This window comes from Pseudarthrobacter sp. lyk4-40-TYG-27, assembly GCF_030209295.1.
Taxonomy (GTDB): domain Bacteria; phylum Actinomycetota; class Actinomycetes; order Actinomycetales; family Micrococcaceae; genus Arthrobacter.
Genome location: NZ_JARVSH010000004.1, coordinates 474,795 through 495,152, shown reverse-complemented (window position 1 = coordinate 495,152; position 20,358 = coordinate 474,795). Strand labels below are relative to the sequence as shown.

Genomic DNA, 20,358 nt, shown 5'->3' with positions numbered 1-20,358 from the left:
CGGCGGCGGAGTTGGGGAAGGGGCTGACGCGGGTGGGCGGCCCATCCTGACGCCGTCCAAAAGTATTCTTGACAATATGTCATGACATAGGTCACAGTTTCTAGCGGAAAGGGTTTTCCCCGCTATCGCGAGAGACAGGACAGAGCATTGTCAGAGACGACAAGAATCTCCAGCATTACCCGCCGCCAGTTTGGGCTGACGGCCTTCGGACTGTCGGCCCTGGCTGCCGGCCTCACCGCCTGCAGTGGAGGAGGGGGAGGGAGCTCCTCGGATGGCGGCGCCAAGACGCTGCAGCTTATCCTGTCCGGCGACACCAACCAGGGCGGTGCGTTCGCCGCCGCCGCCAAGAAGTACAAGGAAGCCACCGGGATCACCATCGAGGTTGTCGACGTCCCCACCGCGGACATCACCACCAAGCTGAAGAACGCGGCCACTGCGAACGACCTTCCGGCGCTGGCCCGCGTCACCGGCCTCGACCCGCTGTGGGCCAACCAGCTCCAGGACCTCACGGACATCGCCAAATCCCACAACATCGATCCCAACTTCCTGCAGCAATCGCCGGACGGCATTATCCCCGCCATCCCCTCCGACCTCACCGCCGTGGGGCTCTTCATCAACAAGAGCTTGTTCACCAAGGCCGGCGTCGCCTTCCCGACGTCGATCGACACCACCTGGACCTGGGATGAGTTCATCGCAGCCGTGAACCAGGTCCGCGAGAAGGCAGGCGCCAAGTACGGCGTGGTGATGGACCGCTCCGGCCACCGGCTGCGCGCCATGATGTACGAATTCGGCAGCACCGCCTTCGCCAAGGAAAACGGCAAGTACACCGGCGACAGCAAAGCCGTGGAGACCCTGGAGTACTTCAAGAAGATCAACGACGACCAGACCATGCCCAAGTCCGTCTGGCTCAGCGGCGAGGACGGCAACGCCATGTTCAAGAGCGGCCAGGTGGCCGCCTACTACTCCGGCAGCTGGCAGGTGGCGGATTTCAACAAGAACATCAAGGACTTCGAATGGCTGTCCGTTCCGCTGCCCAAGAAGGACGTCAACGCCACCAACCTCGGCGGCGGATTCATGGTCGCCTTCAAGGACACCGGCGCAGATGAGGAAGCCAGGAAGTTCATTGACTGGTTCTACAACGACGCCAACTACACCGAGTTCGCCAAGACCGGCGGCTACCTGCCGGTCAAGGACCTGAAGGTGGACTACCCGTTCCAGCAGGCATCGTTCGAGCTTTACCAAAAGCAAATCGCCGGCAACCAGGCGAAGGGGGACAACGCCATCAAGCGCGTGGTCATCGAGGCTTACGCCGAGACCCCGTTCTCCGGCGATCCGCTCCGGGAGGAGACCGTCAAGATGCTCTCCGGCGGCCAGGACGCCAAGACCACGGTGGACAACATCGTGAAGCTCTACAACGGGGCCTGATCCCGTGGCACAACCAACCATCACTCCGACGGCGGCCCCGGCACCGCAGCCGGGGCCGGTCCGCAGCAAGTCGGCGCTGAAGCGCCGCAACCGCTACGTCATCGCCCCGCTGGTCCTCATCGGCGTCAACGTGGTGCTCTTCCTGGTGTTCTTTGTTTGGCCGGGAGCGCTGGGCATGCTGTACTCCTTCACGGACTACCGCGGAATCGGCAAGCTGCACTTCATCGGCCTGGCCAACTTCCAGAAGCTCTTCGCTGACGGCTCGTTCTACGCCGCCCTGGGCCGGACCTTCGTGTACACGGTCCTGTCGGTCCCGCTGGTCTACGTCTGCTCCCTGGGCGTGGCCGCGTTGCTCGTCAGCAAAACCGTCCGCGGACGCACAGCGGCAAAGACCGTGATCTTCCTGCCCTGGCTCATTTCGCCCATCGTGGTGGGCGTCATCTGGAAGTGGCTGTTCGGCCAGGACTTCGGCTTCATCAACTTCCTGATTTCCGGCTTGGGCGGGAATCCGCTGCCATGGTCCAGCGACGGCAACCTGGCCCTCGCCGTGGTGATCTTCGCCTCGGCGTGGGGCGGCACCGCCTTCAATATGCTGCTGTTCATCGCCGCGCTGAAGAACATTCCGGAATCCCTGTTGGAGGCCGCGGAACTCGATGGTGCCAACGCCTGGCAACGTTTCCGGCACGTCACCCTGCCGGGCATCGCGCCGACGTCGTTCATGGTGATCCTGCTCTCCACCATCCATGCCATGAAGGAATTCGCCATGATCCAGGCGCTGACCGGCGGCGGCCCCGGAACGCAGAACACCCTGATCGTGCAATACATCTACAAAACCGGTTTCGAGCAGTCAAAGGTGGGCTACGCCAGCGCCGCCTCCATGGTGCTGATGGTGGTCCTGCTGGCCATCGCCCTCATCCAGCTCCGGTTCAACAGGAAGAAGGGCTGACCCGTGGCAACAGCTGCCAACCTGCCTCCCGCGGTAGCGGAGGAACACGCCCAACCAACCCGGAACGACCCAGCACCACGCCGCAGGGACGGCCGCACCCAGCCGGGCAACCGGGAGATCCGGGCCAAGGCCTCCATCCCGCTGACCCTGCTGATGTGGGTGATCGCCGCCATCTACGCGCTACCCCTGCTCTGGTTCCTGCTCAGCTCGTTCAAGCCCGGCAGCGAACTCTTCAGCTACCCGCTGTCCATGATTCCCCGGGAATGGACCTTCCAAGGCTTCGTGGACGCATGGGAACGGGTGGACTTTGCGCAGTACTTCCTGAACACCGCCACGGTCTCCATCACCACCACGGTTCTGACGGTCTTCTTCAGCGCCTGCACCGGATATGCGCTGGCCAAGTACAACAACAAGGGCACCCGGCTGTTCTTCGTATGCATCCTGGCCACCACCATGCTGCCCACCGAGGTAATCCTGAACCCCACGTTCTCGGTCATCCGGGACCTGGGCCTCTACAACTCGCTGGCCGGCATCATCGTCCCGTCGGTACTCACGGCCACCGGGGTGTTCATGTTCCGGCAGTTCTTCCTCACGGTTCCGGATGACCTGCTGCACTCCGCCAGGATCGACGGCGCGGGCGAGCTGGCCATCTTCTTCCGGATCATGCTCCCGTTGTCCAAGCCCATCCTGTTCACGCTGGCCATCTTTTCGTTCCAGTGGCGGTGGAACGACTACATCTGGCCCCTGATCGTGCTCAACGACCCCAAGTGGTACACCCTGCAGGTGGCGCTGCGGAGCATCGTGGGGGCGGAAAACATCGACTGGCCGGTGCTCCTGGGGGCCTCGGTGATCTCGCTCCTGCCGCTGGTCCTGGTGTTCTTCGTCTTCCAGAAATACGTGCTCAACGCAGACGTCAGCGCCGGGCTGAAGGATTAGGACGGTCCCGCCACGGCGGGCCGGTGAAAGGCAGCAACAGTGCAGACAGCAACAACGGACACAGCCTTCCAGGCGCGGGTGGCGGCAGAAGCGGACCGGGAGGTCGCGGCGTTCCTGGCAGCCCACGACGACGACGTGCGGGCCTTGGCGCACCGGCCGGCCATGGCCAGGCTGCTGGCCCTGGCCGCCGTGTTCACCGAGCCCGGCTCCGGCTACTTCGCGCAGGAAACCCTTGCCACGGCGATGCGGCGGTGCCTGGACCGGTTGGAGACCCTCCAAGGGCCCACCGGCCTGTTCGACGGCACCAACCTGTCCTCGCCGCCGGACTCCGCGTTCACCCTGAACGACGCCTGCCTGGCGGTGCGGCTGGTCCGCGCAACGGAAACCCCGGACCACCTACTGGCGGAGGTGGACGAGCGGCTCGAGGTCATCATCGCCACGTCCGTTGACGCCATGGTGGCAGGCGGCGTCCACACCCCAAACCACCGCTGGGAGCTCTCCGCCGCCCTGGCGCAGATCAACACGCTGCACCCGCGGCAGGACATCGGCGCCCGGATCGAACAATGGCTGGCCGAGGGCATCGACCAGCTCCCCGACGGCATGTACTCCGAGCGCAGCCCCTTGTACGCCACTGCCGTGACCAATCCCTCGCTGCTGACCATCGCGGACGCCACGGGCCGGACGGACCTCCTGGACCACGTCCGGCGGAACCTCGCCGCCTTCCTGCCTTGGCTCAACGCCGACGGCACCGTGGAATCCGTCTTCTCCCGCCGGCAGGACCAGTGGATGCAATTCGGCGCCGCCCCGTTCCTTCACCTGTACCGCCGGCTGGCGGCCCAGGACGGCCGGGCCGATTTCGCCGCGGCAGCCACCTGGCTGGCCCGGCTGCCCCTGCACGAGCCCGCGAAACTGCTTGCCCTCACCCGGCTGGACCCCTGGCTGTCAGCGGCCCTGCCTGCCGATCCGCCGTCGCACGCCGCCGCGCTGCCGGCACCCCTCGCTCCGGCCGCGGCGGCGCTCGAGAGTTGCGGCGCCTACCGGTTCCGCGGAGCAGGGTCCGTGGCCACCGTGTTCGGCGGCTGCGACCCCCTGGTTCCGGGCGTCGGCTCCGGGCTTGCCACCAACTCCACCTTCCTCCGCTTCGGGCACGGCGCGGCCGTGCTGTCCGATCTGCGGCTGTCCAGGAGCTTCTTCGACCTGGGCCCTTTCCGCAGCCAGGACACGGTGCGGCAGGGCGGCGTGCTGGTGCTCGCCGAGCAGCTGGAAGCCAACTTCTACCAGCCCCTGCCGCCGGCCAGGCAGCGCCCGGATGGCATATACGCCCTGGAGCATGAAGGCCGGTTCAGCGCCGGCATGGATTTCAGTTCGCGCGCCGCCGACGTCCACTGGCTTGCCACGGAGATCAGGATCAAGGCAGCAGGCGGGGAGGTAGGCCTGGACATTGGGTTCGAAGGAACGCACACGGCTTTCGCGCTCGAGCTGACCTTCCAGCCCGGCGGGGTGCTCGACGGCGTGGAGCCGGCAGGTGCGCACGGAACCTTCCAGCTGCTGGGCGGTACCGGCACGTACCGGGTGGGCACGGACGTGATTGAGTTTGGACCCGGGCTGCCCGCAGATCCGGATACTCCTGCCACCTACAACCCGGGTGAAAGCTACCGCTACCTGGGCGGCACGAACGCGGCCGGCGGCACCAAGGTCTACATCACGGGGCGGACCAGCGGCACGCACCGCTTCACAGTGCGCGGGTACACGCTGGCGGACTGAGCGCCGGGACTGAGCGCCGGCTTACGCCTGGACGTGCTGCATCTGCTCGAACAGTTCCGGCGGGATGGAGTAGACCAGGACCACGGCCAGCAAATTCTTGGCGGCGTGGACGAAATAGGAAAACATGACGTTCTTCCCGGTCCATACGTAGACGAACACCAGCGTGGCCCCCATGGCCAGGTAGGGAAGCAGTGCCGTGAGGGTGATGGCCTCCTGCCCCACGATGTGCATCGCCGCGAACAGCACTGCCGAGAGGACGCAGCAGATCCAGATGTTCACCCGCCTGCCCAGCTTGCCGATCAGCAGGTGGCGGAAGATGTATTCCTCCACGAATGGTCCCACCACCACCAGCAGCGGCACCATGAGCCAGGGCGGCACCTGCTGTATCAGGGCCTGCAGGCCTGCCTGGTTGGCGGACGTTTCCACCTGCCCGTTCAGCGCCACCAGGACCGCGGTCAGGACCAGCATCGCGATGACCGCGGACGGAACCATTAGCAGGGTGAACCACGGCCGGGTCGCCAGGACTTTGAGGTCGCGCGCCACTACTTTCCGGGCGGCCAACAGCGCCACGATTCCCACCGAGGAATAGAACAGCAGGTTCACCGCATACGAGGCGGCGGCCGGGGACGGCGCAATCTGCCGCAGGAAAGGGGCCACCAGGTCGCCGGCCGCAGCGAAGAATCCCGCGATGGCCACGTAGAGGCAGAGCGCCGCCAGGTCCAGTCGGGAAAAACGGTACAGCTGTGGCTGTGGAGCGGGTGGTATGCGATGGGCTGTGGCCATGCTTCAGCCTATCGCCGGGGGTGCCGTGTAGCGCGCGTCACGTACCCGGCGCCCGGTCTTGTAGGATGGACAGGCCGCGTGAAGCTTCGGCTACTCGATGATTTACGCTCACAATCGCTGGTTACTTGGCATTAAGGCCGAATTTTGTGAGCCGTATCATACGGATTCCGGATGCGGCCAACCCCCAACCCACAAGGAACAGTTGTGCCTCAAAGTACCCCCACAGACCTCAAGAACACCGCCGCGGCAACCGCCGCCGTCGACTCCTCCCTCAGCGCCGAGGGCTACAGCAGGACCCTGGGCCGACGCCACGTCACCATGATCGCCATGGGCGGCGCCATCGGCGTGGGCCTCTTCATGGGAGCCGGCGGCCGGCTCGCCTCCACCGGCCCGGCCCTGATCTTCTCCTACGCCATCGCCGGCGTCATCGCCTACCTGCTCATGCGGGCCCTGGGCGAACTCATCATGTACCGGCAGACCTCAGGATCCCTGGTGAGCTACGCCGGCGAGATGTTCGGCAAAAAGGGCGCGTACATGTCCGGCTGGATGTACTTCATCAACTGGGGCATGACCGGCATCGCCGAGCTCATCGCGATCGGCCTATACTTCCAGTTCTTCTTCCCCAATGTCCCCGTGGAAGCCTCGGCCATCGCCGCGCTGGCGCTCCTCGTGGCCGTGAACCTCCTGAGCGTCAAGGCGTTCGGCGAGTTCGAATTCTGGGCCTCCTGCCTCAAGGTGGGCGCCATCCTGACCTTCCTGGTGGTGGGCACGTTCATGGTGGTCACCAACGCCCAAGTGGGTGACGGGCATGCCTCCGTCAATAACCTCTTCGCGGCCGAGGGCGGCATGTTCCCCAAGGGCGCGCTGGTGATGGTCCTGGTCCTGAATGCCGTCATCTTTGCCTACAACGGCATCGAGCTGGTCGGCGTCACTGCCGGCGAGATGCAAAAGCCGGAACGCGAGGTGCCCAAGGCGATCCGCGCCGTCGTACTGCGCATCGTGGTGTTCTACGTGGGCTCCGTCCTGCTGCTGGCGATGCTGCTGCCCTCGGACCAGTACAAGGCCGGCACCTCCCCGTTCGTTACCGTCTTCGGCCAGATGGGCCTGGGCTGGGTGGGTGACGTGATGAACATGATCGTGATCACCGCCGCACTCTCCTCCTGCAACTCCGGGCTCTACTCGATCGGCCGCGTCTTCCGCACCATGGCCAACAACGGCCACGCCCCGCAGTGGCTCACCCGCATGTCCAAGCGGCACGTCCCGTATGCCGCCATCCTTGCGATCGCCGCGTTCTACCTGGTGGGCATCCTGCTGAACATCTGGCTGGGCGGCTCGCACGCGTTCGACCTCGCCTTGAACACCGCCTCGATCGGCGTGATCTTCTGCTGGGGCTCCATCTTCGCGAGCCAAATCGTGTTGCGCCGCCGCAAGGGCATCACGTCCACCCTGCCGATGCCGGGTTCGCCGTGGACCAGTTGGGCCGGCCTGCTGGGCCTGCTGGCCATCACCGTGCTCATTGGCTTCGACACCATGACCAGCAAGGACGGCGAGGTGTTCTACCTGGGCCTCTGGACGCTGGCCACCATCCCGTTCTTCGCGGTGGTCCTGTGGCTTGGCTGGCAGAAGGTCAAGGGCAACCAGCCCAAGAGCGAGCTCTACAGCTGACGCCGGATCTTCCTGAGCAACGTTCGACGGCGGGCCGTCCCTTGGGTGGGGCGGTCCGCCGTCGGCGTTTCCTCCTTGATGTCCGGGCGGGCCCGGTGCGTCAGGCAGCGGAGTCCTTCAGGTGGCGGGCAAAGTAGTCCTCGATCCGCTGCCAGGCCTCCGGGGCGGAGTCCGGGTCCGGCCCGATGCCCATCACGCGCATGAGCGGACGAAGGACCACGGGTCCTTCGTCGGTGTCGTTCAGGAAGGCGTGGCCGGCGCCGGGGAACTCCTTGACGCTGTGTTCGATTCCCAGCCTGTCCAGGGCTGATTCGAGCCGGGCAGCGGCCCCCTTCAGGGGCCTGTCCGCGCCGCCGTAGTTGGCCACGATGGGGCAGGCGCCGCGGAGGGCGTCGTCCAGGTTGCCGGGCAGGCGACCGTAATTGACCGCGGCTGCGTCGAAACCGTCCTTGGCCACCAGCAGCGCGAAGCCGCCGCCCATGCAAAAACCGATCACGCCGGTTTTTCCGGTTGATTGCGGGGAGGCGGCAAGCCACTTCCGCGCCGTGGCGATGTCCGTGAATGCCCTGCCGGTGCCGGCAGTCATGCTGCGCATGGTGCTGACCAGGCAGCGGCGCGCCCCGCCCTCGCTGAACAGATCCACTGCCAAGGTCAGGTAGCCGGCCCGGGCCATCCTGTCGGCGTGCCTGCGGGTCTGGTCGGTCAGGCCAAAGGCCTCGTGGATCATTACGACGCCGGGGAAAGGGCCTTGGCCCTCCGGCGTGGCCAGATAGCCGCCCAAGGAAGGCGAGCCGCCGGCGGTGGCGCTTTCGGCGCTGAGGTCAACGTAGGTCATGGCTAAGGCTAACCGGGCAGTATGCATTTACTGTGCGGATCCAACCGCGGGCCCCGGGACGCTGGTGCGCGGCGCCTGGCCCGGGCAGACTGGGGCTGTGAACGAACCATGGGTGCTGCACGTGGACCTGGACCAGTTCATCGCTGCCGTCGAAGTGCTCCGCAGGCCGGAGCTCGCGGGCAAGCCCGTGATCGTGGGTGGCCGCGGCGACCCCACCGAACGTGCCGTGGTGTCCACGGCGTCCTACGAAGCCAGGGCCTACGGCGTGGGCTCCGGCATGCCGCTGCGCATCGCCGCGCGGAAGGTGCCGGACGCGGTCATCCTGCCCGTGGATCATGAGGCATACCTTGACGCGTCCGAGAAAGTGATGGCGGTCCTGCGCTCGCAGCCCGGCGCTACGGTCCAGGTGCTGGGATGGGACGAAGCCTTCGTGGGGATTGAGGGCGGCGTCCCAGAAGACATCGCCAGGCAGCTGCAGCTCGCCGTCCTGGCGGAAACCAGGCTGCACTGCAGCATCGGCATCGGGGACACCCTGGTCCGGGCCAAGGTGGCCACGGGGTTCGGCAAGCCCGCAGGCATTTTCCGGCTGACGGAAGGGAACTGGCTCCACGTGATGGGGGACAGGCCCACAATCGATCTGTGGGGCGTGGGAAAAGCGGTGTCGCGGCGGCTTGCCACCCTTGGCATCAAAACTGTTGCCGAGCTCGCGGCGGCCAACCCTGCGGACCTGGTGCCCGAGTTCGGTCCCAAGATGGGCCCGTGGTACGCCCAGCTGGGACGGGGCGAAGGGTCGCGGGTGGTTGATGACACACCGTGGGTGGCCCGGGGACACAGCCGGGAAACCACCTTTCAGCGCGACCTGACGGAGGCGGCGGACATTGACGGGGCCCTCAGGGAATTGGCAGCGCACGTCATGGACGATGTCGCCGCGGAAGAGCGGCCGGTGGTCGGCCTCACCCTGAAGGTGCGCTATGCGCCGTTCACCACCACAACGTACGGCCGGAAGATCCCCGCAACGTCCGCCCCTGCGGAAGTGCTCGCACACGCCCTGGAGCTTGCCGCGAAGATCGAGCCCGGCCGTCCTGTCCGGCTGCTCGGGCTGCGGGCGGAAATGACCATGCCGGAATCTTCCCGCCAGGGCCACACTCCCACCCGCAGCGGCTGGTGATTTCGCCCGATGCGTGTGGACAGCGGAACGGCGGCGGATCTGTCCGATCCGCCGCCGTCGGGCTGATGCAGCACGCCGTTCGCTGCGGCTGCAGCAGCGTGGCTGTCAGTCGCGCTTGAACTCGTCCTTGACGCTTTCGCCCACCTTCTTGGCATCCGCCTTGACCTGGTCCGCCTGGCCTTCAGCCTTGAGGCGGTCATTGTGGGTGACGTTGCCGGCAGCTTCCTTTGCTTTGCCGCCAAGTTCTTCGGCTTCGTTGCTGATCTTGTCTCCGAGGCCCATGGTGCCGGCCTCCTTCCGTTTCCGTCGATCGTTTACATTTTCACCATAAACGAAGCTTGCTTACTAATTCAAGGGATGGGGCGGGCGGGCTAGGCTCGGGGGATGGAGAAAAAGCGCGGACGTGGGCCGGCCGGGGTGCAGGCACCCCGGGTTTCACCGGTGGAGCTCACTGACCTCGAAGACCAGGCGGACGCCGCCTTCCGGCGCGGCGAGCGGCACGAAGGGGTCCGGTTTAGCCGCGCGGACGCAGAGGGATTCGACCTGGGCGGGTCTGTCTTTTCCGAGTGCCGGTTCGATGCCGTGTCCTTCAACGACGCGCAGCTCCGGGGAGCATCCTTCCGTGACTGCATCCTGGCCGAGCTGTACGCCCCCGTTTTCCGCGGTGCCCGCAGCACCTGGCAGGACGTGGAGCTCCGCAACCCCCGGCTGGGTTCAGCGGAACTGTACGAAACCGGCTGGCAGTCCGTACGGATCGACGGCGGCAAGGTGGACTTCCTGAACCTGCGTGGTGCCAAGCTCACGGATGTGCTGATCAGCGGGTGCATTATCAATGAACTGGACCTTGGCGCCGCCGGAGCCGTCCGGGTAAGGCTCGAGGACTGCACCATTGGATCCCTGGACCTGGCCGGCGCCAAGCTGAAGGATTTCGACATCCGCGGGACCGGATTCCGCAAGATCAGCGGGCTGGGCAGCCTCTCCGGCCTGGTTGTTGACGAGTACCAGCTGGGCCTCCTGGCGCCGCTGATCGCCGCGCACCTGGGCGTCACAGTCCTTTAGCCGGGTGCGGAGCGGAACCTTGCCGTGTACCATTTACAGAACGAACGGTCGGTAAGTGGTGCATCCGCTGTGCCGGCCGCCGATGACAGTGCTGTTTATCGCGTGAAGGGTGTATCCATGGCTGCAACCGCAGGTCCGCAGGCTTTCCTTGTTGGCGGGGTCCGAACGCCGGTGGGCCGGTACGGGGGTGCCTTGTCCGCCGTGCGGCCGGACGACCTCGCCGCCCTGGTGGTCCGCGAAGCCGTGGAACGCGCCGGCCTGGACCCGGAAAGCATCGACGAGGTGATCCTGGGCAACGCCAACGGCGCAGGGGAGGAGAACCGGAACGTTGCCCGCATGGCCACCCTGCTGGCAGGCCTTCCGCTCCACATCCCGGGCATTACGGTCAACCGGCTGTGCGCCTCCGGACTGAGCGCCATCATCCAGGCGAGCCACATGATCAAGGCCGGAGCCGCGGACATCGTCATCGCGGGCGGCGTGGAATCCATGAGCCGGGCACCATGGGTGCAGGAAAAGCCCACAGCCGCCTTTGCCAAGCCAGGCCAGATCTTCGACACCTCCATCGGCTGGCGCTTCACCAACCCGCAGTTCCAGCAGGGCGGCCTCTCCCGCGACGGGAAGATGACCTACTCGATGCCGGAAACGGCGGAAGAAGTAGCCCGAGTGGATGGCATCTCCCGCGAGGATGCGGACGCATTTGCCGTCCGCTCGCACCAGCGTGCCCTCGAGGCCATCGCCGCCGGGCGCTTCAAGGACGAGATCGTCCCCGTCACGGTGAAGACGCGCAAGTCCGAAACGGTGGTGGACACGGACGAAGGGCCCCGCCCCGGCACGAGCCTCGACGTTCTCGCTGCCCTCCGGCCGGTAGCACCGGGCGGCTCCGTGGTCACCGCCGGAAACTCGTCCTCGCTCAACGACGGCGCCTCGGCCATCATTGTGGCCTCGGAGGCAGCCATCGAACGGCTGGGCCTGACCCCGCGGGCACGCATCATCGACGGCGCTTCCGCCGGCTGCGAACCCGAGATCATGGGCATCGGTCCTGTCCCCGCCACGCAGAAAGTGCTCAAGCGCAGCGGCCTAAGCGTTGGTGACCTGTCCGCCGTCGAACTCAATGAAGCTTTTGCCACCCAGTCACTGGCCTCCATCCGGCGCCTGGGCCTGGATCCGGACATCGTGAACCGCGACGGCGGCGCCATCGCGCTGGGTCACCCGCTCGGCTCGAGCGGGTCCCGGATCGCCATCACCCTGCTGGGGCGGATGGAACGCGAGGACGCCAAAATCGGCCTCGCCACCATGTGCGTCGGCGTCGGCCAAGGCACCGCCATGCTGTTGGAGAAAATCTGATGGCCGCCGCAGTGGACCTTGCCGCCGAAGTGTTCTCCGCCCTCAAAGTGGAGGAACGGGACGACCGTGTGGTGGTGCTGCTCAACCGGCCCGAGGTAAAGAACGCCATCGACCAGCAGATGGTGGACGAACTCCACACCGTGTGCGCAGCGCTGGAACAGAATCCCAGGATCCTGATCATTGCAGGGGTGGACGGGGTGTTCGCCTCCGGGGCAGACATCGCCCAGCTGCGCGAACGGCGGCGGGATGACGCCCTGCACGGGATCAACTCCACCATCTTCGTCCGGATTGCGAAGCTGCCCATGCCGGTCATCGCCGCGCTGGACGGCTACTGCCTGGGTGGCGGCGCGGAACTGGCCTACGCGGCGGACTTCCGGATCGGCACCCCCACCCTGCGCATCGGCAATCCCGAAACGGGCCTGGGCATCCTGGCCGCGGCAGGCGCCAGCTGGCGGCTCAGGGAACTCGTGGGTGAACCGCTGGCAAAGCAGATCCTCCTGGCCGGCCTGGTCCTCGGCGCCGACGAGGCACGGGCGGCCAACCTCATCACCGAGATCCACGACCCCGCGGACCTGCTGGCCGCGGCCCACAGCCTTGCCGACAGGATCGGGCGCCAGGACCCCCTGGCCGTCCGCATCACCAAATCCGTGTTCCACGCCCCCGCGGAAGCCCACCCGCTGATCGACCAGCTGGCCCAGGGCATCCTCTTCGAATCCCAGGCCAAGTTCGACCGCATGCAGGCGTTCCTCGACCGCAGCGCCCGGAAGAAGGCCAACCCCGCCAACCCCGCAGACGGAAAGTAGACCATGAGCGAATCGCAACTGACTCCAGCCCTCCCGGCCCGGGTGGGTGTCCTGGGCGGTGGCCGGATGGGCGCCGGGATCGCCCATGCATTCCTGGTCAAGGGCGCCGACGTGCTGGTGGTGGAACGCGACGAACAGGCTGCGGAGGCGGCACGGGAACGGGTGGAATCCGCGGCGGCAAAGAGCATCGAGCGCGGGGCAACGGACACAAACCTGGACGAAATGGTCTCCCGCCTGGCCGTCGGCGTGGACTATGACGCCTTCAAGGACCGCCAACTGGTGGTGGAAGCCGTCCCGGAAGACTGGGACCTGAAAGTTACGGCGTTGCGGGGCATCGAGGAGCGGCTGGCGGAAGACGCCTGCCTGGCATCCAATACGTCCTCGCTGTCCGTGAACGGGCTCGCGAAGGAGCTGAGGCGGCCGGGCAATTTCCTGGGGCTGCATTTCTTCAACCCGGTGCCCGCTTCCACGCTCATCGAGGTGGTGCTGGGCGAGCACACCTCGCCCGGACTCGCTGTGGAGGCGAAGAGGTGGGTGGAGGCACTCGGCAAGACCGCCGTCGTCGTCAATGACGCGCCGGGGTTCGCGTCCTCCCGGCTGGGCGTTGCCATCGCGTTGGAGGCCATGCGCATGGTCGAGGAAGGCGTAGCCTCGGCCGAGGACATCGACAACGCCATGGTGCTGGGCTACAAACACCCCACCGGGCCGCTCCGGACCACGGACATCGTGGGCCTGGACGTCCGCCTGGGTATCGCCGAATACCTGCATTCCACCCTGGGTGACCGGTTCGCACCCCCGCAGATCCTGCGCGACAAGGTGGCCCGCGGGGAACTGGGCCGCAAGACCGGCAAAGGCTTCTTCGACTGGCCCAGCTAGCGGCCGCCCGCGTTAGTCGAAGAAGCCCACGATGTAGCCGATGAAATACAGCAGGCAGAGCAGGACGACCACCCCGATGACGGCAATCCAGAGGAACTGCGTGCCCTTGCCCGGCCCGCGCTCCTCCGTGCCATGGGGCCCGACCGTGGATGCTTCGCCCGGCGGGGTTTCGCCGGGCGGAACGCCGCCGCCGGGCTCCAGACCGGTGATCTTGTCGTCTTCCGGATCCGGATTGGTACCTGACACAATGACTCCCTCGCTCGCCGTCCACGTGCTTGCCCAAGCGTAACCGGCACCGAACCGGTGGGCCTAGGCTGGTGCAGTGACTTTCCTTGAACCCCTTACCCTGACCGGACGGCACGTAATCCTGGAGCCGCTCGCGGAGGAGCATCACGACGGCCTGGTGGAGGCCGCCAGGGATGGTGAGCTCTGGAAGCTCTGGTACACCTCGGTGCCGGCCCCTGATGGGATGGCCGCCGAAATCAGGCGGCGGCTGGCACTGCAGGACCAAGGCTCAATGCTGCCGTTCACCACCCGCCTGATCGATGCGGAAACCGGCGGCCCGGGCCGCATCATCGGCATGACCACCTACATGAACATCGACGCCGCCACGCCCCGCGTGGAGATCGGCTCCACGTGGAACGCGGCCTCCGTGCAGGGGACCGGAACGAATCCGGACTCCAAGCTCCTGCTGCTCGGGCACGCCTTCGAGGCCGTGGGCTGCCCGGCGGTGGAGTTCCGCACCCACTGGCTGAACCACCAGTCGCGGGAGGCCATCGCCCGGCTCGGTGCCAAGCAGGACGGCGTACTGCGCAGCCACTCCCGGACCAGCGACGGGAACCTGCGCGACACCGTGGTGTTCTCCATCCTGGACCACGAATGGCCCGCCGTCCGCGCCGGGCTCGAGTACCGGCTGGACCGCCGCGGCCCGGCTGCCCGCTGATGACGCCAAAAGTCTTCCCGTGCGGCATGCGGCTCCCAGCACCCTGTGATTAGCTGGGCGGATGAGCAAACGGGGCAGGCCCATGAACTGGGATGGAGCTGTCAACGCCTGGCACATTTCGGGCGGCATCTACCGGATGGGCCGGCGTGAGTGGCTGACGGCGTCCGGGTGGCGGCAGGTGTTCGACGACGGCGTCCGCACCGTCGTCGATCTCCGCAACGCAGCGGAAGGCCGGCGCCGGGACACCGACCCGGTGGTCCCGGACACGTCCATGCCGGACATCGACGTGGTCCAGGCGCCCACGGAAGAGGCCGGTGATCCGCGCTTCACCGCCATCACCGGGCCGTATTTTGAACGACCCCGGGCATTACGCCGTGAACGCCCGCCTCTTCCCGGAAAAGCTGGTGGGCGTCTTCCGGGCCATCGCCCACGCCGCACCCAGGGGGGATGTCCTGCTGCACTGCGCCGCCGGCCGGGACCGCAGTGGAATGGTGGCCGCCATGGTCCAGGACCTCGCAGGCGATTCCGACGAAGCGATCGCAGAGGGCTACCGGCGGGCGGCACGCGGCATCAACGAGAGGTACCGCACGCACGGGCCGCCGCACAGCCGCGAACGCTACCTGGCCGCCGGTGAACTTGAGCCCTTGCTGGAACAACGGGGGCTCACCGTGGCCAGGTTTGTCCGGGACCTGGATACCCGCCACTACCTTCTGGCCAACGGCCTCACCGCAGTAGAACTCGAGGCTGTCCTGGCCTGTTGCCAGGACAGCGTAGATACAATGGGACCAGTGTGACGCATGTGACCTGAGATACTGTTGTTTCCTCGGTCACGTTGACCGGCAGAGAGACGGACATGAGCTCAACAGCAGCACCGAGGAAAAAAGCTTCAATGGCGCATGACCTGGGGTTTAGTGCTGTCACGCTGCGGCGGGTGCTCGCCTTGGGCGCCGCTGCCGGCGTGCTGGCATCCTCCGCGTACGCAGCCGTTCCCGCTCTTGCCGCCGGTGAATCGTCCCCCACTCCGGCCTCGCCGAGTCAGGGTACAGCGTCCCCCAGCCCGGCTTCGGGAAGCACAGCCCCGGCGTCCCCGACGCCGGCACCAACCGCACTTTCGCAGGCCGCCCTCGACGACGCCGTGCAGCGGGACCTCAAGCTCACCCCCCCACAGTTCGAGGCTGCCGGACAACTCGGTGCCCAGGCAGCGCAGGCGGCCGTCCAGCTGCGCCAGGTCCCGGGCTACGTGGGAATCCGGATCGAGCATGGATCCATTACGGTCAGCGGTTCAGGACGTGAGCTTAAGACCGCCGTTGCCGCCCTCGCGGGCACTATTCCCGGTTTGTCCCTCGAGGCGCCCGCGGTTGGCGCCAGGTCCGAACTGGCGGTCAGCACGGAGCAGCTCTTCCAGGCCTATCTCCGCGACGTTGGGCCGCAGGGCCTGCAGGCGGTGATGTACGCAGGCGGAAAGTTCGTGATCAGGACGGGCGGGATCAATGCGCCGGAGGCGTTGTCGCCAGAACCAGCGACGTCGTCCTCGCCGTCGGCAGCCCCGTCGCCCTCGCCGTCGGAGTCGGCCTTGCCGGGGGCCGGAAAGGTCACTCCGGCCCAGTTCGTGTCCCGCTATGCCAACGTCGAGCTCGACGGCGGTACGCCGCTCAAATCCGAGGCGGACGTCGCAGGCGGCATCGGGTACCAGAGCGATATCGGCTATGTGTGTTCCACCGGTTTCTCCGCCTTCGACCCCACAGGCCTGCCCACTGTCCTGACCGCGGGGCACTGCGCTTCGGATGGTGCCGCCAAGACAGCCACCCTGGAGTTCCAAGGCGTGCCGGCGGGCCTGCTGGGGAAGTTCGGCTTCAGCCAGTTCGGCGGCCCGGGGAACACCCGCGTGCTCGACCCCACCACTCCCATCGTTCCGGACCAGACGGCGGTAACCAACCCTGGCAATGTGGGGACGGACATCTCGGTGATCCAGTCGCTGCGGCAGGACATCGATCCCCTTCCCGCGGCCAGCACGTGGGGGAGCCCGTCCCAGCCCGGGCCCGACGTCAAGATCATCGGATCCGAAGACCCCGTTGTGGGAATGCCCATTTGCCGCTCGGGACGAACCTCCGCCTGGTCCTGCGGAACGGTTGACGCCGTCGGCATCTTTATCGTGCCGGGCCCGGGCTACGCCTCGGACAAGAAAGACATCCGCGCGTTCAATGGGTTCCTTTCTTACGGGGTGCAGTCCAGCGGGGGAGACTCCGGGGGACCCTATGTCAGCGGCAACTACGCCGTGGGCACCCACTCGGCAGGGGACACCCCGGACCAAAACGGCAACGTGATCCAAAACTTCGCCGTCGGCGCCACCTTGCGGAACAGTTTGGCCGTACTTCCCGGCTACCAGCTGGAACTGTTCCTCAACAAGCCTTCCGTTACCGCGCCCGCGGCCGGCGGCACCTATGATTCCGGCCAAACCATCGCTGGGACCGTTGCCGCGGCTCCGGCGTCAGCCATCGCCGCCGGGTCCAAGGTCCGGATCACCCTCCAGGGCCAAGGCCCGTTCGAGGTCCCCGTGGACGCCGCCGGCAACTGGAGCTTCACCGCACCGCAAGGCAGGGATCCGCTCCACTTCACGGCCGAGACCGTCAACGGGTACAGCCGGTCGGGCACCACCACCTTCGAGTTCGCGGCCACCCCGCCGGCTCCCACCAGCCCTGCCCCGCCGTCGAGCCCTGCTCCGCCGGCTCCCACGAGTCCTCCCGCCAGCATCGCTACCGCATCCCCGTCACCCACCCAGGCCAGCCCGGCCCCGTCGCCCACCCAGACCAGCCCGGCCGCCGTGGCCACGCCCCCGGCCAGTACCCCGGCACCAAGTACTCCGCCTGCCGGCCTGGCGATCACCGGCGGCAACGGTACCGCGGGTGCGGGCGACCTGGCATACACCGGCGCGACGGCGTTGGTACCCGCAGCCGTCGCTGCCGCTGCCGCGGTCGCCGTCGGGATCGTGCTTATGGTGCTGGTCAGGCGCCGGAAGCGGGGATCGGACTAGGTTTCGACAGGCTCAACCACCGCGGACGGGCTCAACCACCGTTACTTGTGGCGCCGCATCAGCAGGTTTGTAATGCGCAGGGTGCAGAGCCGCTGGCCCGCCTCGTTGGTGATCAGCACCTCGTGCGTGGTCAGTGTGCCGCCCAGGTGGATAGGCGTGGCCGTGATGGTGACTAGGCCCTCCCGTGCGGACCGGTGGTGGGTGGCGGATACGTCCACCCCCACAGCGGTCTTGCCCATGGTGCTCGCGTGGATCACGGCGGCCCAGGAGCCCACGGCCTCGCCGACGGCCAGCGAAGCGCCGCCGTGCAGCAGGCCGAAGGACTGCCGGTTTCCCTCCACCGGCATGGTGGCCACCACCCGCTCCACGGACTCCTCCAGGATCTTCACGCCCATCTTTTCGTCCAGCTCGCCCAGCGTGATTTTCCAGAGTTCATGCTGCGACGGCTGGGTGTCGCCGGAATCCTCGTGTGGGGCGCTCATTCGTTCTCCTTCGGTATCCATTTCAGTCCCGGCCTTCTAGTGTGCGGCACGGCACTTCATGTATGGTGAATATATTACCGAACGGACGGTCAGTAATGACTGCTGTTTGCCTGCCCCAGCGTTGGAAGGACCCGTCAACGATGACCACCACAGCCACAGCTCCCCAGGCCACGGTCGACACCGTGGAGACAGTGCCCAGCTTCGTCAAAGATGCCTGGTGGACGCCCGACGCCGGCTCGTCGGCTTCCGCGGTCCCTGTCCGGGATGCGAGCACAGGGGAGATCCTGGCCAAGGTCAGCACGGAGGGCCTGGACCTGGCCGCCGTCGTCGAATACGGCCGCACCACCGGCCAGGCGGAACTGGGCAAGCTGACCTTCCACCAGCGCGCCCTCAAGCTCAAGGAACTGGCGCAGTACCTGAACGCCCGCCGCGAACACTTCTACGGCTTCTCGTTCCAGACCGGCGCCACCAAGATCGACTCCATGGTGGACATCGACGGCGGCATCGGCGTCCTGTTCACCTTCGGTTCCAAAGGCCGGCGCGAACTGCCCAACTCCCAGGTAGTGGTGGACGGGCCCATGGAGGTGCTGTCCAAGGACGGCTCCTTCGCCGGCGAGCACATCTACACCCGCATTCCCGGTGTTGCCGTCCAGATCAACGCCTTCAACTTCCCGGTCTGGGGGATGCTGGAAAAGTTCGCCCCTGCCTTCCTGGCCGGCGTCCCCACCATCGTCAAACCTGCCACCCCCACCGGTTACGTTGCTGCGGCCGTGGTCAAGGCCATCGTTGAATCCAACATCCTGCCGGCAGGGTCGCTGCAGCTTATTTCAGGTTCCGTCCGCGGGCTGCTGGACGTCCTGGACTACCGCGACCTCGTCGCCTTCACCGGCTCGGCGTCCACCGCAAAGTCGCTCAAGGCGCACCCGAACGTGGTGGAGGGCGGAGTGCGGTTCACGTCCGAGACGGACTCCCTGAACGCTGCCATCCTTGGCCCTGACGCGATGGAGGGCACACCGGAATTCGATGCGTTCGTCAAGTCCGTAGTCACCGAAATGACCGTCAAGGCCGGGCAGAAGTGCACCGCCGTCCGCCGCGCCATCGTGCCGCAGGAACTGGTTTCCGCCGTCACCGCCGCGATCGGCAAGCGCATCTCGGAACGCATCGTCCTGGGCGACCCCCGCGGCGCGGGCGTCACCATGGGCGCACTGGCGTCCGTGGAACAGTTAAGGGACGTCCGGGCGGCCGTCCAGTCCATGCTCGACGCCGGCGGTGAGCTTGCGTACGGAACCCTCGATTCGCCGTCGGTCACCTCGGCCGACGGAACCACCGGCGTGGTGGACGGCGGGGCGTTCATGGCCCCGGTCGTCCTGAACTGGGACAACCCCGAAGCGGACGCAATCCACTCGCTCGAAGCATTCGGACCGGTATCGTCCGTGATCGGCTACCGCGACCTGGCCGACGCCGTCCGACTCGCCGCCCGCGGCGGCGGCTCCCTGGTGGCCTCGGTCTGCACCAACGACCCCGCGGTGGCCCGGGAACTGGTCACCGGAATCGCTGCGCACCACGGCCGCGTCCTGATGCTGAACCGGGAGGACGCCCGCTCGTCCACCGGCCACGGATCACCGGTGCCGCACCTCGTCCACGGTGGCCCGGGGCGCGCCGGCGGCGGCGAGGAACTCGGTGGCATCCGGTCCGTGCTGCACCACATGCAGCGCACCGCCATCCAGGGCTCACCCAACATGCTCACCGCCGTCACCGGCGTCTGGCATACCGGTGCGGACCGCAACTTCACCGTGGAAACCGAAGGCGCGCACCCGTTCCGGAAATCCCTCGCCACGCTACGGATCGGCGATGCCGTCCGCTCTGACCTGCGGCAGGTCACGCTGGCGGACATTACCGCTTTTGCGGAGTCCACGGGCGACAAGTTCTACGCGCACACCAACCAGCAAGCGGCGGAAGCCAACCCGTTCTTCCCGGGCATCGTGGCACACGGCTACCTGCTGCTGAGCTGGGCCGCAGGACTGTTCGTGGAACCCGCCCCGGGCCCCGTGCTGGCCAACTACGGCCTGGAGAACCTGCGCTTCATCACCCCCGTTGCCGCCGGTGATTCAATCCGGGTGACGCTGACAGCCAAGAAGATCACCCCGCGCGAAACGGACGAATATGGCGAGGTGGCCTGGGACGCCGTCCTGACCAACCAGAATGACGACATCGTGGCCACCTACGACGTCCTCACCCTCGTCGAAAAGTAGCCCGGAACGCCCGCTCACTTCCTGCGGCTTCCACCTGGACGCCCGT

Annotated in this window: 18 protein-coding genes and 1 pseudogene; 14 read left to right on the top strand and 5 right to left on the bottom strand. The window is 66.7% G+C overall.

Going from position 1 to position 20,358, the window contains the following annotated elements:
* The first annotated feature begins 147 nt into the window (after positions 1 to 147).
* From QRM96_RS10070 to QRM96_RS10055, 4 genes are read left to right on the top strand one after another with little or no spacing between them, the layout of a single operon-like run.
* Entirely contained in the window at positions 148 to 1,425 is a 1,278-nt protein-coding gene (locus QRM96_RS10070) for an ABC transporter substrate-binding protein (protein WP_109045215.1), read from the top strand.
* Positions 1,426 to 1,429: 4 nt separating this feature from the next.
* Entirely contained in the window at positions 1,430 to 2,371 is a 942-nt protein-coding gene (locus QRM96_RS10065) for a carbohydrate ABC transporter permease (protein WP_285319514.1), read from the top strand.
* Positions 2,372 to 2,374: 3 nt separating this feature from the next.
* Positions 2,375 to 3,307: a carbohydrate ABC transporter permease gene (locus QRM96_RS10060; RefSeq protein WP_018761751.1), complete on the top strand. Its 933-nt coding sequence runs from the start codon at positions 2,375 to 2,377 to the stop codon at positions 3,305 to 3,307.
* Between the two features lie 39 nt (positions 3,308 to 3,346).
* Complete coding sequence (locus QRM96_RS10055) at positions 3,347 to 5,071, top strand: hypothetical protein (protein ID WP_285319513.1); 1,725 nt, start codon at positions 3,347 to 3,349, stop codon at positions 5,069 to 5,071.
* Between the two features lie 21 nt (positions 5,072 to 5,092).
* Here the strand turns inward: QRM96_RS10055 and QRM96_RS10050 are convergent, their stop codons facing one another.
* Positions 5,093 to 5,854, bottom strand: a complete 762-nt coding sequence (locus tag QRM96_RS10050) for a CPBP family intramembrane glutamic endopeptidase (RefSeq protein ID WP_109045217.1) — start codon at positions 5,852 to 5,854, stop codon at positions 5,093 to 5,095.
* A gap of 204 nt (positions 5,855 to 6,058) precedes the next feature.
* On the opposite strand from QRM96_RS10050, the gene QRM96_RS10045 reads away from it, so the two are divergent.
* Positions 6,059 to 7,519 carry an amino acid permease gene (locus tag QRM96_RS10045; RefSeq protein WP_285319512.1) on the top strand — a complete coding sequence of 487 codons (1,461 nt, stop codon included), beginning with the start codon at positions 6,059 to 6,061 and terminating at the stop codon, positions 7,517 to 7,519.
* A 100-nt stretch (positions 7,520 to 7,619) separates the two neighbouring features.
* On the opposite strand, the gene QRM96_RS10040 is transcribed toward QRM96_RS10045, so the two are convergent.
* Positions 7,620 to 8,354, bottom strand: a complete 735-nt coding sequence (locus QRM96_RS10040) for a dienelactone hydrolase family protein (RefSeq protein WP_018761747.1) — start codon at positions 8,352 to 8,354, stop codon at positions 7,620 to 7,622.
* A gap of 97 nt (positions 8,355 to 8,451) precedes the next feature.
* On the opposite strand from QRM96_RS10040, the gene QRM96_RS10035 reads away from it, so the two are divergent.
* Positions 8,452 to 9,522 (top strand): DNA polymerase IV, encoded by a 1,071-nt coding sequence (locus tag QRM96_RS10035; RefSeq protein WP_442852927.1) that lies wholly within the window; start codon positions 8,452 to 8,454, stop codon positions 9,520 to 9,522.
* Between the two features lie 105 nt (positions 9,523 to 9,627).
* On the opposite strand, the gene QRM96_RS10030 is transcribed toward QRM96_RS10035, so the two are convergent.
* Positions 9,628 to 9,804 carry a CsbD family protein gene (locus QRM96_RS10030; RefSeq protein ID WP_109045219.1) on the bottom strand — a complete coding sequence of 59 codons (177 nt, stop codon included), beginning with the start codon at positions 9,802 to 9,804 and terminating at the stop codon, positions 9,628 to 9,630.
* A 102-nt stretch (positions 9,805 to 9,906) separates the two neighbouring features.
* Here QRM96_RS10030 and QRM96_RS10025 point away from each other — a divergent pair, with 102 nt between their 5' ends.
* The 4 genes from QRM96_RS10025 to QRM96_RS10010 all read left to right on the top strand — a co-directional run bounded on the left by QRM96_RS10025 (position 9,907) and on the right by QRM96_RS10010 (position 13,604).
* The gene (locus tag QRM96_RS10025; RefSeq protein WP_026264582.1) at positions 9,907 to 10,581 is read left to right on the top strand and encodes a pentapeptide repeat-containing protein; all 675 of its coding nucleotides are present in this window, start codon (positions 9,907 to 9,909) and stop codon (positions 10,579 to 10,581) included.
* A gap of 117 nt (positions 10,582 to 10,698) precedes the next feature.
* Positions 10,699 to 11,925: a thiolase family protein gene (locus QRM96_RS10020; protein ID WP_133830570.1), complete on the top strand. Its 1,227-nt coding sequence runs from the start codon at positions 10,699 to 10,701 to the stop codon at positions 11,923 to 11,925.
* The gene (locus QRM96_RS10015) at positions 11,925 to 12,728 is read left to right on the top strand and encodes an enoyl-CoA hydratase/isomerase family protein (protein ID WP_285319511.1); all 804 of its coding nucleotides are present in this window, start codon (positions 11,925 to 11,927) and stop codon (positions 12,726 to 12,728) included. Before QRM96_RS10020 ends, QRM96_RS10015 begins: the two co-directional genes overlap by 1 nt.
* Positions 12,729 to 12,731: 3 nt before the next feature.
* Entirely contained in the window at positions 12,732 to 13,604 is an 873-nt protein-coding gene (locus QRM96_RS10010) for a 3-hydroxyacyl-CoA dehydrogenase family protein (protein ID WP_285319509.1), read from the top strand.
* A gap of 12 nt (positions 13,605 to 13,616) precedes the next feature.
* Here QRM96_RS10010 and QRM96_RS10005 read toward each other — a convergent pair whose 3' ends face one another.
* Positions 13,617 to 13,850 (bottom strand): DUF6480 family protein, encoded by a 234-nt coding sequence (locus QRM96_RS10005; protein ID WP_018761740.1) that lies wholly within the window; start codon positions 13,848 to 13,850, stop codon positions 13,617 to 13,619.
* 76 nt (positions 13,851 to 13,926) lie between these two features.
* Here QRM96_RS10005 and QRM96_RS10000 point away from each other — a divergent pair, with 76 nt between their 5' ends.
* From QRM96_RS10000 to QRM96_RS09990, 3 genes and pseudogenes are all read left to right on the top strand, one after another.
* Positions 13,927 to 14,547, top strand: a complete 621-nt coding sequence (locus QRM96_RS10000; RefSeq protein ID WP_018761739.1) for a GNAT family N-acetyltransferase — start codon at positions 13,927 to 13,929, stop codon at positions 14,545 to 14,547.
* A gap of 82 nt (positions 14,548 to 14,629) precedes the next feature.
* A pseudogene (locus QRM96_RS09995) lies at positions 14,630 to 15,341 on the top strand (tyrosine-protein phosphatase).
* A gap of 95 nt (positions 15,342 to 15,436) precedes the next feature.
* Complete coding sequence (locus tag QRM96_RS09990) at positions 15,437 to 17,578, top strand: trypsin-like serine protease (RefSeq protein ID WP_285319507.1); 2,142 nt, start codon at positions 15,437 to 15,439, stop codon at positions 17,576 to 17,578.
* A 41-nt stretch (positions 17,579 to 17,619) separates the two neighbouring features.
* Here the strand turns inward: QRM96_RS09990 and QRM96_RS09985 are convergent, their stop codons facing one another.
* Positions 17,620 to 18,060, bottom strand: a complete 441-nt coding sequence (locus QRM96_RS09985; RefSeq protein WP_285319505.1) for a PaaI family thioesterase — start codon at positions 18,058 to 18,060, stop codon at positions 17,620 to 17,622.
* Positions 18,061 to 18,200: 140 nt separating this feature from the next.
* Here QRM96_RS09985 and paaZ point away from each other — a divergent pair, with 140 nt between their 5' ends.
* Positions 18,201 to 20,312 carry a phenylacetic acid degradation bifunctional protein PaaZ gene (gene paaZ / locus QRM96_RS09980; protein WP_285319504.1) on the top strand — a complete coding sequence of 704 codons (2,112 nt, stop codon included), beginning with the start codon at positions 18,201 to 18,203 and terminating at the stop codon, positions 20,310 to 20,312.
* Positions 20,313 to 20,358 lie beyond the last annotated feature (46 nt).

Coding starts and splice junctions, on each gene's coding strand:
- QRM96_RS10050 (WP_109045217.1), bottom strand. CDS start 5,854: ATGGCCACAGCCCATCGCATACCACCCGCTCCACAGCCACAGCTGTAC.
- QRM96_RS10040 (WP_018761747.1), bottom strand. CDS start 8,354: ATGACCTACGTTGACCTCAGCGCCGAAAGCGCCACCGCCGGCGGCTCG.
- QRM96_RS10030 (WP_109045219.1), bottom strand. CDS start 9,804: ATGGGCCTCGGAGACAAGATCAGCAACGAAGCCGAAGAACTTGGCGGC.
- QRM96_RS10025 (WP_026264582.1), top strand. CDS start 9,907: ATGGAGAAAAAGCGCGGACGTGGGCCGGCCGGGGTGCAGGCACCCCGG.
- QRM96_RS10020 (WP_133830570.1), top strand. CDS start 10,699: ATGGCTGCAACCGCAGGTCCGCAGGCTTTCCTTGTTGGCGGGGTCCGA.
- QRM96_RS10015 (WP_285319511.1), top strand. CDS start 11,925: ATGGCCGCCGCAGTGGACCTTGCCGCCGAAGTGTTCTCCGCCCTCAAA.
- QRM96_RS10010 (WP_285319509.1), top strand. CDS start 12,732: ATGAGCGAATCGCAACTGACTCCAGCCCTCCCGGCCCGGGTGGGTGTC.
- QRM96_RS09990 (WP_285319507.1), top strand. CDS start 15,437: ATGGCGCATGACCTGGGGTTTAGTGCTGTCACGCTGCGGCGGGTGCTC.
- QRM96_RS09985 (WP_285319505.1), bottom strand. CDS start 18,060: ATGAGCGCCCCACACGAGGATTCCGGCGACACCCAGCCGTCGCAGCAT.
- paaZ (WP_285319504.1), top strand. CDS start 18,201: ATGACCACCACAGCCACAGCTCCCCAGGCCACGGTCGACACCGTGGAG.